The sequence below is a fragment of the Streptomyces sp. DvalAA-43 genome, from assembly GCF_900091725.1.
Classification (GTDB): domain Bacteria; phylum Actinomycetota; class Actinomycetes; order Streptomycetales; family Streptomycetaceae; genus Streptomyces; species Streptomyces pulveraceus.
Genome location: NZ_FMBW01000091.1, coordinates 1 through 15,146 on the forward strand (window position 1 = coordinate 1; position 15,146 = coordinate 15,146).

At 71.4% G+C, this 15,146-nt stretch carries 17 protein-coding genes; 9 read left to right on the forward strand and 8 right to left on the reverse strand.

Annotated elements, in window-relative coordinates; genetic code table 11:
* Positions 1–189 precede the first annotated feature (189 nt).
* Together GA0115234_RS37580 and GA0115234_RS37585 are read right to left on the reverse strand one after the other, a co-directional pair.
* On the reverse strand, positions 190–696 hold the full coding sequence (locus GA0115234_RS37580; RefSeq protein WP_093550747.1) for a flavin reductase family protein: 507 nt from the start codon (positions 694–696) through the stop codon (positions 190–192).
* Between the two features lie 196 nt (positions 697–892).
* Positions 893–1,219: a TlpA family protein disulfide reductase gene (locus GA0115234_RS37585; protein WP_256088911.1), complete on the reverse strand. Its 327-nt coding sequence runs from the start codon at positions 1,217–1,219 to the stop codon at positions 893–895.
* Positions 1,220–1,437: 218 nt separating this feature from the next.
* Between GA0115234_RS37585 and GA0115234_RS37590 the strand changes: the two genes are divergently transcribed.
* Positions 1,438–2,160 (forward strand): lysophospholipid acyltransferase family protein, encoded by a 723-nt coding sequence (locus GA0115234_RS37590; RefSeq protein ID WP_093550751.1) that lies wholly within the window; start codon positions 1,438–1,440, stop codon positions 2,158–2,160.
* Positions 2,161–2,237: 77 nt separating this feature from the next.
* Here GA0115234_RS37590 and GA0115234_RS37595 read toward each other — a convergent pair whose 3' ends face one another.
* The 4 genes from GA0115234_RS37595 to GA0115234_RS37610 form a co-directional block, all read right to left on the reverse strand.
* Positions 2,238–2,837 carry a transglutaminase domain-containing protein gene (locus GA0115234_RS37595; protein ID WP_093550753.1) on the reverse strand — a complete coding sequence of 200 codons (600 nt, stop codon included), beginning with the start codon at positions 2,835–2,837 and terminating at the stop codon, positions 2,238–2,240.
* A 75-nt stretch (positions 2,838–2,912) separates the two neighbouring features.
* Complete coding sequence (locus tag GA0115234_RS37600) at positions 2,913–3,992, reverse strand: threonine aldolase family protein (protein ID WP_093550755.1); 1,080 nt, start codon at positions 3,990–3,992, stop codon at positions 2,913–2,915.
* The gene (locus GA0115234_RS37605; RefSeq protein ID WP_093550757.1) at positions 3,971–4,738 is read right to left on the reverse strand and encodes an SDR family NAD(P)-dependent oxidoreductase; all 768 of its coding nucleotides are present in this window, start codon (positions 4,736–4,738) and stop codon (positions 3,971–3,973) included. The genes GA0115234_RS37600 and GA0115234_RS37605 overlap by 22 nt, the downstream gene beginning before the upstream one ends.
* A 26-nt stretch (positions 4,739–4,764) precedes the next feature.
* Positions 4,765–6,162, reverse strand: a complete 1,398-nt coding sequence (locus GA0115234_RS37610; protein ID WP_093550759.1) for a DUF6421 family protein — start codon at positions 6,160–6,162, stop codon at positions 4,765–4,767.
* 286 nt (positions 6,163–6,448) lie between these two features.
* On the opposite strand from GA0115234_RS37610, the gene GA0115234_RS37615 reads away from it, so the two are divergent.
* On the forward strand, positions 6,449–7,132 hold the full coding sequence (locus GA0115234_RS37615; protein ID WP_093550761.1) for a glycerophosphodiester phosphodiesterase: 684 nt from the start codon (positions 6,449–6,451) through the stop codon (positions 7,130–7,132).
* 27 nt (positions 7,133–7,159) lie between these two features.
* On the opposite strand, the gene GA0115234_RS37620 is transcribed toward GA0115234_RS37615, so the two are convergent.
* Positions 7,160–7,711 (reverse strand): GNAT family N-acetyltransferase, encoded by a 552-nt coding sequence (locus GA0115234_RS37620; RefSeq protein WP_093550763.1) that lies wholly within the window; start codon positions 7,709–7,711, stop codon positions 7,160–7,162.
* A 78-nt stretch (positions 7,712–7,789) separates the two neighbouring features.
* Between GA0115234_RS37620 and GA0115234_RS37625 the strand changes: the two genes are divergently transcribed.
* Positions 7,790–8,176: a VOC family protein gene (locus tag GA0115234_RS37625; protein ID WP_093550765.1), complete on the forward strand. Its 387-nt coding sequence runs from the start codon at positions 7,790–7,792 to the stop codon at positions 8,174–8,176.
* A gap of 29 nt (positions 8,177–8,205) precedes the next feature.
* Here the strand turns inward: GA0115234_RS37625 and GA0115234_RS37630 are convergent, their stop codons facing one another.
* Entirely contained in the window at positions 8,206–9,618 is a 1,413-nt protein-coding gene (locus GA0115234_RS37630) for an aminotransferase-like domain-containing protein (RefSeq protein WP_161275741.1), read from the reverse strand.
* A 106-nt stretch (positions 9,619–9,724) separates the two neighbouring features.
* On the opposite strand from GA0115234_RS37630, the gene GA0115234_RS37635 reads away from it, so the two are divergent.
* The 6 genes from GA0115234_RS37635 (at position 9,725) to GA0115234_RS37660 (ending at position 15,121) form a co-directional block, all read left to right on the forward strand.
* Positions 9,725–10,978, forward strand: a complete 1,254-nt coding sequence (locus tag GA0115234_RS37635; RefSeq protein WP_093550769.1) for a Tm-1-like ATP-binding domain-containing protein — start codon at positions 9,725–9,727, stop codon at positions 10,976–10,978.
* A gap of 50 nt (positions 10,979–11,028) precedes the next feature.
* The gene (locus tag GA0115234_RS37640; RefSeq protein ID WP_093550771.1) at positions 11,029–11,853 is read left to right on the forward strand and encodes a phosphoenolpyruvate hydrolase family protein; all 825 of its coding nucleotides are present in this window, start codon (positions 11,029–11,031) and stop codon (positions 11,851–11,853) included.
* Between the two features lie 138 nt (positions 11,854–11,991).
* Positions 11,992–12,573 (forward strand): DUF5134 domain-containing protein, encoded by a 582-nt coding sequence (locus GA0115234_RS37645; RefSeq protein ID WP_093550773.1) that lies wholly within the window; start codon positions 11,992–11,994, stop codon positions 12,571–12,573.
* An 85-nt stretch (positions 12,574–12,658) separates the two neighbouring features.
* Entirely contained in the window at positions 12,659–13,594 is a 936-nt protein-coding gene (locus GA0115234_RS37650; RefSeq protein WP_093550775.1) for a M56 family metallopeptidase, read from the forward strand.
* A 33-nt stretch (positions 13,595–13,627) separates the two neighbouring features.
* Positions 13,628–14,320: a phosphatase PAP2 family protein gene (locus GA0115234_RS37655; protein WP_093550777.1), complete on the forward strand. Its 693-nt coding sequence runs from the start codon at positions 13,628–13,630 to the stop codon at positions 14,318–14,320.
* A gap of 99 nt (positions 14,321–14,419) precedes the next feature.
* Positions 14,420–15,121 (forward strand): HAD family hydrolase, encoded by a 702-nt coding sequence (locus GA0115234_RS37660; RefSeq protein WP_093550779.1) that lies wholly within the window; start codon positions 14,420–14,422, stop codon positions 15,119–15,121.
* Positions 15,122–15,146: the final 25 nt, after the last annotated feature.

The window sequence follows — 15,146 nt, forward strand, 5'->3', positions numbered from 1 at the left end:
TGCATCGTCATTTCCGGGGCTGCCTTGTTGCACGCAGCATAGGCGCCTGATGGGGCGGAATCCGGTCGGGGCGACCGACGCCCCGACCGGAAATATTACTAGCCAGTACACCCAGCCGCTCGCCCATGAGCAAGCGCTTGGAACTGTGATATGCCCAACGTACTGCGCCCCCGTGCCACCCGGGAGGAATCAGTCCCGCAGAGCGTTGAAACGACCCTGGTGATAGATGAGCGGGCGGCCGCCTCCGGCCGGATCGCCGACCACGGCCCGCGCGATCACGATCCGGTGGTCCCCCGCGGGAACACGGGCGACCACGCGGCAGACCAGCCATGCCAGTACGCCGTCGAGCACCGGCACTCCTTCGGGCCCGCTGCGCCAGAAGGTGGACGGGCCGAACCGGTCGGCTCCGCTGCGGGCGAAAGTGGCGGCCAGCTCCTGCTGGTGCTCGCCGAGTATGTGGACGCCGATGTGCTCGGCCTCGGCCATGACCGGCCAGCTGGAGGAAGAGGTACCGACCCCGAAGGAGAGCAGCGGCGGCTCGGCGGCGACGGAGTTGAGGGAGGTGGCGGTGAAGCCGACCGGCCGGTCGCCGGCGGCGGTGATCACGGCCACGCCGGCGGCGTGCTGCCGGAAGACGGAGCGGAGAAGTTCGGGGGAAGCCTGGCGCGGGGTACCGAGCTCGGGCGATGCCGTCATGGAGATGTCCTTCTGCGGAAGAGGCGTACGGGGACGTGGTTGCTCAGACACCCGGACAGCGCGCGCTCGCGTTGCGGGCGAGATCCACGTGGACCCGGCCGTAGAGAAGGAGTTCCGGCGGCATAGCGTCAGACTGACGATGCGTGGTGGGTGCAGTCAAGAGGGTTCCGCGATGTGGGAGATGTGTCACGGTCCGTCACATCGCTTGGCCCAGTGCGGCGACCACGTCCACGGTGCGTGGCTGTCCGGCGGCCCGGCGGACGATCCGGCCGGCGGCGTCGAGGACCAGTACGGTCGGCGTCCGGCTGATCCCCAGCTCCCGTACGAGAGCGAGATGCGCCTCGGCGTCGATCTCCACATGGGCCACGCCGTCCACCGCGCGCGCCACCTCGGCGAGCGTTCGGCGCGTCGCCCGGCAGGGCTGGCAGAACGCGCTGGAGAACTGTACGAGCGTTGCCCGCTCCCCCAGTTCCGCGCCGAGCCGGGTCGCGTCCAGCGACCCCTCCCGCGTCTCCCCGTCCACCCCAGGCCTCCTGTCAGAGCTCATCGCAAGAGGTCAGCACCGTCGGCCCGCGAGACATTCCCGGAGGTTCCACGTGACGAGAATCTCGCGCCCCGAGCCCTCGGAGACTGGCCACCGCGTCGCGCATGGGGCACGATCGGCGCAATGCCGCAAACCTACGGCTGCGTAACTTCCGCCGGGAGAACCCTCCCCAGGCACTGAAGAAGGGTCTTCCCCAGATGGCAGAACTCGTCTATCGACCGGTCATCGGCGCCGCTCGTACGTTTTTCAAGGCGCTTGACCTGAAGATCGACACCCAGGGTTCCGAGCACATCCCGAAGACCGGTGGCGCGGTACTGGTAAGCAACCACATCAGCTATCTGGACTTCATCTTCACCGGACTCGCGGCCCTGCCGCAGAAGCGACTCGTCCGGTTCATGGCGAAGGAATCGGTCTTCCGGCACAAGGTCTCGGGACCGCTGATGCGCGGCATGAAGCACATCCCCGTCGACCGCAAGCAGGGCGAGGACGCGTATGCGCACGCGCTCGCCTCGCTGCGCTCCGGCGAGATCGTCGGCGTGTTCCCCGAGGCCACCATCTCGGAGTCGTTCACGCTGAAGAGCTTCAAGTCGGGCGCCGCCCGGCTGGCCCAGGAGGCGGGCGTGCCGCTGATTCCGATGGCGCTGTGGGGGACGCAGCGGCTGTGGACGAAGGGCCGGCCGCGCAATTTCAAGCGCGACCACGTGCCGGTGACGATCCGGGTCGGCGAGCCGGTGGAGGCGCCCACCGACCAGTACGCGGGCGCGATCACCCGACGGCTGCGGGAGCGGGTCCAGGAGCTCCTGGAGGCGGCCCAGCGCGCCTATCCGGTGCGCCCGAAGGACGCGAGCGACACCTGGTGGGTGCCCGCCCATCTCGGCGGTACGGCCCCGACCCCCGCCGAGGTGCGGGAGAGGAGCTGACGCGGCCGGTCCGCGGCTGAAACGTCACTCCGGGGTGCGGACGGTGGGTCCGTACCCCGGAATGCGGTCGCCGCGGCTCAGAGCGCCGTGGGGAGGGTGCGCCACAGCTGCGGGCGGTCCGCGGCGGACCGCAGGCCGTGCAGCACCGCCGGATGCGGAGCCGCGTAGAGGACCGGGTAGTCCACTTCCCCGAGTTCCGGGCGGACGGGCCAGGCCAGTCGCTCCTCGTCGAGCGAGAACCGCGCGTCGACGCCCGGCTTGTTTCCGCGGGCGTCCAGGCGGTCCCAACGGTCACGGCCGGGCAGCCGCACCGCGATCAGCCCGTGCACGGGACCGGGACCCCCGTCGTCGGCGGCGAGCGCCTGGTAGCAGAGGGCGGTCGGGATGCCCGCCGCGCGCAGCAGGGCGGCCAGGGCGTGGGACTTGGCATGACAGATGCCGGTGCGTGTCGCGAGGACGTCGGAGGCGCGCCAGGTGACCCGCATGTCACCGGAGTCGGCGGAGTGGGCCACGGTGTCGCGCACAAGGGTGTATGCGGCGGCCGCGTATGCATATGCGTCGATGGTGTCACCGCGAAGCTCGGTGACTGTCTCCCGCACCAGCGGATGCTCGTGGTCGATGGCCTCGTCGGCGGCGAGATAGGCGGAAAGTTCGGGGACCTGCGGGATCAGCTCCATGGTCGCCGAGCGTAGATATGCGGTCGGCCGGACGTCAATGACTTTCCGGTTGACCGCATATCTATTCACCTTTGGCTACCTCGCCATCTCTTCCTTCAGGGCGAGGAGGAACGCGTCGACGTCGTCCTCCGTCGTGTCGAAGGCGCACATCCAGCGCACATCGCCGGCCGCCTCGTCCCAGAAGTAGAAGCGGAAGCGCTTCTGCAGCCGTTCGCTCACCTCGCGGGGCAGCCGGGCGAAGACGGCGTTGGCCTGGACGGGGTGGAGGATCTCCACGCCGTCCACCGCGCGCACGCCCTCGGCGAGCCGCTGGGCCATCGCGTTGGCATGCCGGGCGTTGCGCAGCCAGAGGTCCCCGGCGAGCAGCGCCTCCAGCTGTACGGAGACGAAGCGCATCTTCGACGCGAGCTGCATCGACAGCTTGCGCAGGTGCTTCATGGCACGGACGGCGTCCGGGTTCAGGACGACCACGGCCTCGCCGAAGATCGCCCCGTTCTTCGTACCGCCGAAGGACAGCACGTCGACGCCGACGGTGTTGGTGAACGTACGCATCGGTACGTCCAGCGAGGCCGCGGCGTTGGCTATCCGGGCCCCGTCCAGATGGACCTTCATGCCGAGTCCGTGGGCGTGGTCGCAGATGGCGCGGATCTCGCCGGGGGTGTAGACCGTACCCAGCTCGGTGTTCTGGGTGATCGAGACGACCTGCGGCATGGCACGGTGCTCGTCGTCCCAGCCGTACGCCTGCCGGTCGATGAGCTCGGGGGTGAGCTTGCCGTCCGGGGTGGGCACGGTGAGCAGTTTGAGGCCGCCCACCCGCTCCGGGGCGCCGCCCTCGTCCACATTGATGTGGGCCGACTCGGCACAGATCACCGCACCCCAGCGGTCGGTCATCGCCTGGAGGGAGACGACGTTGGCGCCGGTTCCGTTGAACACCGGGAAGGCTTCGGCGGTGGGGCCGAAGTGACTGTGCATCACGCACTGGAGATGCCCGGTGTACTCGTCCTCGCCGTAGGCGATCTGGTGACCGCCGTTGGCGAGGGCGAGGGCCGCGAGAATCTCCGGGTGCGTGCCCGCGTAGTTGTCGCTGGCGAAACCGCGGATCTGCGGGTCGTGGTGGCGCCGCGCGTCGGTCCTTACGGTTGTGGGGTCAGCCACAGGCGCTTTCCGTTCACTTCCGGGGCGGGCCGGTCCCAGACGCCGGCGATGGCATCGGCCAGCTCCTTGACGTCGGTGAAGCCCGCGAATTTCGCATTCGGGCGCTCGGCGCGCATCGCGTCGTGCACCAGTGCCTTGATGACCAGGATCGCAGCCGCGGTCCTCGGCCCCTCCTCGCCCCCCGCCTTGCGGAACGCGTCCGCGAGGGCGAGCGTCCAGGCCTCGGCCGCCGCCTTCGACGCGGCATAGGCCGCGTTTCCCGCGGTGGGCTTGCTCGCCCCGGCCGCGCTGATCAGCACATAGCGACCCCGGTCGCTGCGCTGCAGACCCTCCTGGAAGGCCAGCGAGGTGTGCTGGACCGTGCGGATCAGCAGCTTCTCCAGCAGATTCCAGTCGGCGAGGTCGGTCTCGGCGAAGCTCGGGCTGCCGCGCCAGCCACCGACGAGGTGGACCAGGCCGTCGATCCGGCCGAATTCCTTCTCGGTCCGGTCCGCCCATTCGCGGGCGGCGCCGAGGTCCAGCAGATCGACCGTGTCCCCGGTGACGGTGGCGCCGCCGTGGGCGTAGCGGGCGGCGTCGACCGCCTCGGCCAGGCGCGTGGCGTCCGCGTCGGAGGCGACGACGGTCGCACCGGCCTCGGCGAGCCTCATCAGCGCGGCTCGGCCGGCCGGGCCCGCGGCCCCGGCGACCGCGACCACGGCGCCTTCGAGAGCACCGCTCCCGTTGCCCCTGCCGTTTCCGTTCATGGCCACCGCCTCCTCAGACCCGGCGCTCACGCGGCTGCCCGCTCGGCATCCGCGGCGGTGATCCCCTTGGTCGAGGCGATCACGTTCTTCAGCTTCTTGGACAGCGCCTCATAGAACATGCTCAGGGGAAACTCGTCCGGAAGCACGTCGTCGACGAGCTTGCGCGGCGGCTGCGACAGGTCCAGGGCGTCCGGGCCCTTGGCCCAGCGGGAGCCGGGGTGCGGGGCGAGGTAGGTCGAGACCAGGTCGTACGCGGCGAACCAGTGGACGAGCTTGGGGCGGTCGATGCCGTCGCGGTAGAGCTTCTCGATCTCGGCGCAGAGCTGGTTGGTGATCTGCGGGGCCCGGTCCCAGTCGATCTTCAGCGTGTTGTCGGTCCAGCGGATCACATCGTGCTTGTGGAGGTAGGCGAAGAGCAGCTGGCCGCCGAGGCCGTCGTAGTTGCGGACGCGCTCGCCGGTGACGGGGAAGCGGAACATCCGGTCGAACAGCACGGCGTACTGCACGTCACGGCCCTGGCCGAAGCCGTCGGCCTCCAGCTTCACCGCCTCCTTGAAGGCGGTGAGGTCGCAGCGCAGCTCTTCGAGGCCGTACATCCAGAACGGCTGGCGCTGCTTGATCATGAAGGGGTCGAAGGGCAGGTCGCCGTGGCTGTGCGTCCGGTCGTGGACCATGTCCCAGAGCACGAAGGCCTGCTCGCAGCGCTGCTGGTCGGCGACCATCTCGCGGATGTCGTCGGGCAGCTCGACGCCGAGCAGCTCGACCGAGGCCTCGGTGACCCGGCGGAAGCGGGCCGCCTCGCGGTCGCAGAAGATGCCGCCCCAGCTGAAGCGCTCGGGGGCCTCGCGCACGGCGATGGTCTCCGGGAAGAGTACGGCGGAGTTGGTGTCGTAACCCGAGGTGAAGTCCTCGAAGGTGATGCCGCAGAACAGCGGGTTGTCGTAGCGGGTCGCTTCGAGCTCGGCCAGCCACTCGGGCCAGACCATCCGCAGCACGACCGCTTCGAGATTGCGGTCCGGGTTGCCGTTCTGGGTGTACATCGCGAAGACGACCAGGTGCTGCAGCCCGTCGGCGCGGTCCTTGGCCGGCTGGAAGGCCAGCAGCGAGTCCAGGAAGTCCGGCACGCCGAAGCCGTCCGTGGCCCAGCGGTGCAGGTCCGCGGCGAGGGCGCGGTGGTACGCGGCGTCGTGCGGGAGAAGCGGGGCGAGCTCCTCCACCGCGGCGATCACACGGTCCAGCGTTGAGCGGGCGGCTTGCGGGGACGGCGCACCCTCGGCCTCGAAGTCGATGGAACCATCCTTCGACTGCCAGGGGCGGATCTCCTCCACGGCATTCTTGAGCGCGGGCCAGGCGGGATGATCGACCACCCGCTGGTCCGTGGTTATGCCGCCGTCGGCGGCGTCGTGCACAAGAATTTCCGTCATAACACTTCCTTCACGGGAGAACCTCGCGTTAAGCAACCGTATCCATGTGCGGTTCCTTGAGACAAGTGGGCCCCAGAAAATTATCCTGCCGACCCCCCATGGTCACCGTGATTCTTCCTGTGCAGCACCTCCTCGGCGACCACTTCCGTCGGCGGGGCGCGTACCGCCGGTGTCCGCCCTTCACATCGGCCCGGAGGCCGTTAGGCTGCCGGACTGCCGTAATGCCGTAGCGCCTCGTGGGCAGGAGCCGCATGCGGGAAGACACCGACGACGGAAGCGGGTTGCCATGTCTTTTCTCACCATCGGACATCGCGGAGTGATGGGCGTCGAGCCGGAGAACACCCTGCGCTCGTTCGTCCACGCGGAACGGGCCGGAATGGACGCGATCGAGCTGGACCTTCATCTGAGCAAGGACGGCGCGCTGGCCGTCATGCACGACGCCGATGTGGACCGTACGACGGACGGCAAGGGGCCGATCAACGAGAAGACCCTGTCCGAGCTGCGTGAACTGGACGCCGGGCGGGGCGAGCGGGTGCCGGTCTTCGAGGAGGTGCTCGACGCCGTGCGGTCCCCCGTGCAGGCCGAGATCAAGGACGCGGCGGCGGCCCGCGCGCTGGCCGAGGTGATGGTGCGGCGCGATCTCGCCGACCGGGTCGAGGTGTCCTCGTTCCACGACGAGGCGGTGGCCGAGATCGCCCGGCTGGTGCCGGGAGTGCGGACCGTGCTCATCGCCAGCCGCTGGAAGGGCGATGTGGTGGACCGGGCGAAGGCGGTGGGGGCGGCGACGCTGGCCCTGAACATCCGCCGCCTCACCCTGGAGGTGACCGAGCAGGCGCATGCCGAGGGGCTGAAGGTCATCGGCTGGGTGGTGAACACCCAGGACCATCTGCGGCTGGCGCGCGCCCTGCGGCTGGACGGCGCGACCACCGACTACCCGGAGATCCGCCGCGCCGGCCGCTTCACGGCCTGATCAGGGGCCCCGGAACCGCCGGGCGGGTCAGACCAGGTCCTTGACCAGCAGTTCGAAGGCGAGATCGTCCCGCTGCGGAACACCGAAGCGCTCGTCGCCGTACGGGAACGGGCTGAGCTTTCCCGTACGGCGGTAGCCGCGCCGCTCGTACCAGGCGATCAGCTCCGCGCGTACCGAGATCACGGTCATGTGCATCTCGCTCACCGCCCAGCTCTCCCGGACGGTGCGCTCGGCCTCGGCGATGATCACCTTGCCGAGCCCGGCCCCCTGGAGTTCGGGACGGACCGCGAACATCCCGAAGTAGGCGGCGTCGCCGCGGTGTTCGAGCTGGCAGCAGGCGACGAGCGCACCGTCGCGCTCCACCACGAGCAGTCGGCTGCCGGGCGCTTCGAGGACCCGTCGCACACCGTCCGGGTCGGTCCGCTGCCCCTGGAGGATGTCCGCCTCGGTGGTCCATCCGGCCCGGCTGGAGTCCCCGCGGTACGCCGATTCGATCAGATTCACCAGCGCGGGGACATCGGCGTCGACCCCGTCGCGGAAGGTCAGCTGTCCCGGGTCCTGGGCGGGGGCTATGTCCATGGCGATGGCTCTCCGTTTCTGCGCTGTGGCCGTGCCGGAGCAGCGTAACCCGGGTGTCCCGGAACTAGAGTCGGGCGCATGGTTCATGTGCTGAGCAGCCGGATCCTGTTGCACCCGGCCGATCCCGAACGCTCGCGGAACTTCTACGGGGAGTTCCTCGGGCTGCCCGTCTACCGGGAGTTCGGCACCGGCCCCGAGCGGGGCACGGTGTACTTCCTCGGCGGGGGCTTCCTGGAGGTGTCCGGACGCGCCGCCGCGCCGCCGGTCCCGTGTCTCGAACTGTGGATGCAGGTCGCGGACGTGCGGGCGGCGTACGACGAGCTGTCGGCCCGCGGCGTCGAGGTGCTCCGGGAGCCGGTGCGCGAGCCGTGGGGCCTGATCGAGATGTGGATCCGCGATCCGGACGGGCACCGGATCGTCGTGGTGGAAGTACCGGCGGACCATCCGCTGCGGTATCGGCCCTAGGACCAGGGCATGGTCGGTGCGGGGCGGCTTCAGTGCGCGGCCCGGCTACGCTCCGCGCAGTCGACGAGCACGGGCAGGGCCCTCGCCAGGCCGCCGTCGTGATCGGCGAACGGGAGTCGCACGTGGTGGCGGAAGCCGTCCACGGCGGAGAAGGCCGGGCCGGGGACGATCAGTACGCCCGCGCGGCGGGCCAGCTGGGCGGTGGCCTCGGCGTCGGCGCCGGGGATCTCCACCCAGAGGGCGGAGCCTCCGTCGGGCCGGTCCCATCGCCAGCCGGTGCGCTGGTCCCGCAGCAGCCGTTCGGTCTCCGCCAGACGTGCGCGCAGCCGGGAGCGGCGTCGGGCGCGGGCCTCGGGCAGTTGCCGGAGCAGACGCACCGCGAGCAGCTGGTCCACCACCGGGCAGGACAGGTCGACGGACCTCTTGATGTCGGCCAGGCGGCGGACGACCGGGGTGGAGGCGCGGATCCAGCCCAGCCGCAGGCCGCCCCAGAAGAGCTTGGACAGGGTGCCGACGGTGGCCGTGGCGGCGGGCGGCAGCAGTCCGGCCAGGGCGACCGGCGCCGCGTCGTGGTGCAGGGACAGTTCGGCGTAGGCGTTGTCCTCCACCGTGTACAGGCCCTGTTCGGCCAGTACGGCGGCCCAGGCGCGGCGGGTGGGCTCGTCCATGCCGCGCCCGGTGGGGTTGTGGAGGGACGGCTGCAGATAGACGAGGCGTGGCCGGACGTGGCCGGACAGCCGGGCCAGTGCGCGGGCGCCGTGTGCCCCGTCAGCGGGCAGCGGGACCAGCCGGGCGCCACGGGCGCGGAGCGCTTCGAGGGCGCCCCGGTAGGTCGGGTCCTCCACGATCACCGTGTCGCCGGGCTCCACCAGGCCCTGGGTGATCAGCCAGACGGCCTGCTGGGAGCCCGCGGTCACCAGGATCTGTTCCGGAGAGGTCGGCAGCCCCGCCGAGCGGTGGTACTCGGCGATCGCCTCGCGCAGGTCGGGCAGCCCGTACGGGAGGTAGCCGTCGCCGGTCAGGGCGGCGGTGAGGTCGTCGGCGGACAGCTCGCCGACCGCCGCCGCGACCGAGGGCAGCCCGTCCAGCGCGCCGCTGGAGAGGTCGATGCCGCCGTCCCTGGTCCCGAAGCTGGCCAGCCGGCCCTCGGTCGCGGGCTCGCCCACGCCCCCCGAACCCCGCAGCCGGGAGCCGCTGCCCTGCCGGCTCTCCAGCCGCCCCTCGGCCTCCAGGAGGCCGTACGCGGCCGTCACCGTGGAGCGGCTGACCCCCAGCGCCGTCGCCAGGGCGCGCTGCGAGGGCAGCACCGTGCCCGGTGCCACGTCCCCGCGCTGCGCCAGCTCGCGCAGCGCCTGTGCCAGCAGCAGCGGAAGCGCGCCCGTGCCGTCCCTGGACCACCCGGTCAGCAGCCGGGACAGCCGGGTGGGAGGAATCCGGTCCATGCCCTCCATCATCGCCCGCCGCAGGCCAATTGCCGTCAAGTGGTCTTTGCCGCCCTCGGGCGGCTCGCACATGATCGGGAGAACGCCGTTGCAAAGGAGCAAGAACATGGCGACCGTGGTGCTCGTCGGAACGCTGGACACCAAAGGGGCGGAGTACGCGTGGCTCACGGCGCGGATCCGTGAATCGGGATGCGACGTGGTGCTCGTCGATGCCGGGGTGATGCCCTCGCCCCTCGGCTCCCCCGCGGGCGACATCGACGCCGCAGCCGTCGCGCGCCGCGCCGGGCACGGCCTGGAGGCGCTGCGCGCCGCAGGGGACCGGGGTGCGGCGGTGACCGCCATGGCCGAGGGCGTCGAACGGATCGTCGGTGATCTGCACCGTGAGGGGCAGGTGCACGCGGTGCTGGCCGTGGCCGGGAGCGGTGGGTCGTTCATCGCCGCGCGTGCCATGCAGGCGCTGCCCATCGGCGTGCCGAAGGTGCTGGTCTCCACCATGGCCAGCGGGGACGTGTCGCCGTACGTGGGCAGCAGCGACATCACCATGATGTACAGCGTGGTCGATGTGGCGGGCATCAACTCGGTGTCGTCGCAGATCCTGGGCAACGCGGCGGCCGCGGCGGCCGGCATGGCCATCCACCGCGAGCAGAGCCTGAAGCGGTCGGAGCCGCAGGGCCGTCCACTGATCGGCGCCAGCATGTTCGGCGTGACCACCGCCGCGGTCGACGCCGCCCGGCAGCGGCTGGACGAGCTGGGCTACGAGGTCCTGGTCTTCCATGCCACGGGCGCGGGCGGCCGGGCGCTGGAGAAGCTCGCCGCGGGCGGGTTCCTCGCCGGTGTCCTGGACCTCACCACCACCGAGCTGGCGGACGATCTGGTCGGCGGCGTGCTGAGCGCCGGCCCCGACCGGCTCACCGCGGCGGGCCGGGCGGGTGTGCCGCAGGTGGTCGCGCCCGGTGCGCTGGACATGGTCAACTTCGGCGCCGCCGACACCGTCCCGGAGCGGTTCGCCCGGCGCCATCTCCTCGTGCACAACCCCACCGTCACGCTGATGCGCACCACGCCCGACGAGATGACCGAACTCGGCGCCTCCATGGGGCGGAAGCTGGCCTCGGCGCACGGCCCGACGGCGGTCCTCTGGCCGCTGGGCGGCGTCTCAGCCGTGGACGCCCCGGGCGGCCCGTTCCACGATCCGGAGGCCGACGCGGCGGGGCTGGCGTCCCTGCGCACGGCCCTGCGGGGCAGCGCCGTCGATCTGCGTGAGATCGGCGCCCATCTCAACGACCCGTCGTTCGCCGTCGCCGCCGCCGACCATCTCCACCAGCTGATCACCGCTCGGAGCCGTTCCCACCCGGACGTCTGAGTCCCGACCCCCGAGCAACGCGAACACATCCAACGAACAGGAGCCCATCCGTGAACCGCAAGCAAGCCCTGGCCCGCCTGACCGAGCAGGTCCGGGCCGGCCGGGCCGTCATCGGCGCGGGCGCAGGCACCGGCCTGTCCGCCAAGTGCGCGGAGGCCGGCGGCGTCGATCTGCTGATCATCTACAACTCCGGCCGGTACCGGATGGCCGGCCGGGGTTCGCTGGCGGGTCTGCTGCCCTACGGCGACGCCAACGCCATCGTGCTCGACATGGCGGGCGAGGTCCTGCCCGTGGTGCGGGACGTCCCCGTGCTCGCCGGGGTGTGCGGCACGGACCCGTTCCGGATCATGGGCAACTTCCTCGACCAGCTGAAGGCCGTCGGCTTCACCGGCGTACAGAACTTCCCCACCGTCGGACTGTACGACGGCAAGTTCCGCGAGAACCTCGAAGAGACCGGGATGGGCTTCGGTCTGGAGATCGACATGATCCGCCAGGCCCACGAACGCGATCTGCTCACCGCGCCCTATGTGTTCGACCCCGAGCAGGCCGCCGAAATGGCGCGGGTGGGTGCCGATGTGCTCGTCCCGCATGTCGGGCTGACCACCAAGGGGTCCATCGGCGCCTCGACCGCGCTCACGCTCGATGAGGCCGCCACCGCCGTGCAGGCGATGCACGACGCGGCCAAGCGCGTCAATCCCGACATCATCGTGCTCTGCCACGGCGGGCCGATAGCCGAGCCCGAGGACGCCCGCTACGTGCTGGACCGCACCTCCGGGATCGACGGATTCTTCGGAGCCTCGTCGATGGAACGGCTGCCCACGGAGCGCGCCATCACCGAGCAGGCACGCGCCTTCAAGTCCCTCACGCTCGGCTGACGAGGGGCACGAGCACAGCGCGCGGCGGGAACACTCCCTCCGCGCGCTCCCCTTCCACCTCAGTGCGCCGCGTACGGCGGTATCCGCGCGGGCATCGCTCTGGAAGGACCGCGTCCTACGGCCAGGGGGAGGTGCGGTGTGCACGGACCGGCGATGTCGGGCTGGCTGCTGATGGCGCTGTGCGCGGTGACGGGTGGGTACTGCCTGCTGCGCAGCAGCGGCGAGACCGGGGAGGGGCGCAGAACCGCGCGTGCGGAGGCGCTGATGGGCTTCGGCATGGCCGCCATGGCGGTGCCTGCGGCCGTCATGACACCCCCGGCGTGGGGGTGGGCGGTGTATGCGGGGCTGTTCGGCGTGGCCTCCCTGCGCGCGCTGTGGTCCTTGCGGCGCAGCGGGCACCATCTGCATCACCTGGTCGGTTCCTCGGCGATGGTCTACATGGCTCTGACGATGGCACCGGGCGTTGGCGCGGCGCACGGCGGTCATGCGGGCCACGGGGTCGCGGTGGCCGGGGGCGTGCCCCTGCTGACCGGGCTGCTGCTGGCCTACTACGCGGTGTACGTGCTGTGGTCGGGGTCCCGGTTGATACCCGTGGCCGCCACCGCCACGGCGGGTGGCGGCGGCCCCGCCGGGGGCGGCTGGAGCACACGGCCCGAGCTGGCGCTCGCCTGCCGGCTGACGATGGGGCTGGCCATGTTCGCGATGCTGCTCACCCTGTGAGACAGCGGGCGGGCAAACCGTGGTGTGCGTCACTTGCCGTGCACAGCCATACCCGTGGGTACCGCCCCCCTCATAGGCTGACGCCATGTTGGTCTCCCTCGCACTGCTGCTGCTCGGTGCACTGGCCGCCGTCCTGACCCCACGGCTGATGGCCAGGGCCCGATGGCCGGAGCGTGAGCCCGTCGTGGCGCTGTGGGTGTGGCAGTGCGTGGTGGCCGGGGTGCTGCTCTCCTTCGCGCTCTCCATGACGTTCAGTGCGGCCGCCGCCTGGCAGGCGGTGCGCGGGCATGTGTTCGCACCGGCGCCGCGCGCCGTGGTGGAGGCGTACGCGTTGGGCGGGCACGGACGGTGGTCGGCCGCCATGGCCGTGCTGCTGGCGCTGGGCGGGGTGTGGTCGGCGGTGATGCTGACCCGGGAGATCCACCGGGCCCAGGTCCGCCGCAGGCGGCGGCGTGCCGAACTCCTGGTGCGCGCCCCGCTGATGCCCGGCGAGAAGCCCGGCGGCGGACGACTCGTGGTGCTGGAGGGAGAGCGGCCCGATGCCTGGTGGCTGCCGGGTGCCGCGCCCCAACTGGTCATCACCACCACGGCACTCCGGCGCCTGAAGGGCCGTCAGCTGGATGCGGTGCTGGCCCATGAACAGGGGCACGCGAACGCGCGCCACGACTGGCTGCTGCACTGTTCCGGCGCGCTCGCGACCGGGTTTCCGCAGGTGCCGGTGTTCGCGGCGTTCCGCGACGAGATGCACCGACTGGTCGAACTGGCCGCGGACGATGTGGCGTCGAAGCGTTTCGGCCGGCTGACGATCGCGCTGGCCCTGGTGGAACTCAACGAGGACCGGGGCGTGTTCGGCCCCTGCCCGGCGCCGGACGCCCAGCTCCCGCTGCGGGTGAACCGGTTGCTGACCCCGGCGGACCGGCTCACCGCGGGCCGTCGGCTCCGGCTGACCGCCGCGGCCGCGCTGGTGCCGGTGGTCCCGCTTCTGGTGGCCTTCATCCCGGGACTCAGTGCGCTGCGATAGCCAGGGCCACCGGCCTTCCGCCAAGATCACCCCATGGCGTCCCCGCAGCTCTCCCCGCCGGTCCGTACCCGTTCCCGTGTCACGCCCTTCGGGGCGGGCGCGGTCTGCGCGTTTCTCGCACTGGTCGTACTGATCCTCGTCGCCGTGCGCTGGTCACCGCTGATGTCGCTGGACCGCACCGTCGCGGAGGCCCTGCACCGCCGGGCGGTGACCGAACCCGGTCTGGTCCATGCCAACCGGATCCTGACCGACTGGGCATGGGATCCATGGACCATGCGCGCCCTGACCGCCGTGGCCGTGGTGGTGCTGTGGTGGCGCGGGGCGCGGCTGCTCGCGGTGTGGGTGGCGGCGACGAGCCTGCTCGGCACGCTGGTGCAGCAGGGGCTGAAGTCCGCGGTGGGCCGGGAGCGGCCGCGGTGGCCCGACCCGGTGGACTCCGCCCATTACGCGGCGTTCCCCTCCGGCCACGCGATGACGGCGATGGTGACCTGCGGCATGCTGCTCTGGCTGCTGCATCGGTACGGCGCCGGGCCCCGGCTGTGGCGGGCGGCGCTGGTCGTGGCGTGCGTCTCGGTCGTGGGGGTGGGCCTGACCCGGCTCTACCTGGGCGTCCACTGGCCGAGCGATGTACTGGGCGGGTGGCTGCTGGGCGGGGCCCTGGTCGGCTTCTCGATCGCGGGATACGCCCGGTCCGAGCGGCGCGGCGGGCCCAGGCCGTGCCCGTAGGCTCCCGTCCGCCCCTGCTCTGCGCTCCCTGAGCCAGGACCGGCGGCCGGAACCGGCCCGGCCTTGTCGCGCCGCGCCCCGGGCTGGAAGATCGCAGCCATGCAGATCAAAGGTGTGCTCTTCGACTTCTCCGGGACGCTCTTCCGCATCGAGCCGGTCCGGTCCTGGCTGCGCGCGGTCCTCACCGAGCGGGAGGTGACGGTGGACGAGGCCGACTTCGAGCGGTACGTGAGGGAGCTGGAGGCCGCCGGGGCGCTGCCGGGCGGTCCGCCTCCCCGGCAGGTCCCCGCCCGGCTCGCCGCCGTGTGGGCCACCCGTGACCAGAGCGCGGAACTGCACCGGGAGGCGTTCACCACCGTCGCCCGGCAGGTGGCCCTGCCGGATCCCGGTCTGTACGACGCGCTGTACGAGCGGCACCGGACACCCGCCGCCTGGCGGCCCTACCCGGACGCGGCGGAGGTAGTCGGCGCGCTGCGCGACAGCGGCATCCGGACCGGCGTGGTCAGCAACATCGGCTGGGACCTGCGGCCGGTCTTCCGGGCACACGGCCTGGACTCCTCGATCGAGTCCTACGTCCTGTCGTACGAGCACGGCATCCAGAAGCCGGACGCACGGATCTTCCACACGGCCTGCACATCTCTCGGGCTGGATCCGACGGATGTGGTGATGGTCGGCGACGACCGGCAGGCGGACGGCGGAGCCGCCGCACTAGGCTGTGATGTGCGGTTCGTGCGGCATCTGCCGGTGGAGGAACGGCCCGACGGGCTGCGGACGCTCGGACTGGTGCCGGGCGTTGCCTGACAGACATGTGAGAGATGTCCCTGAC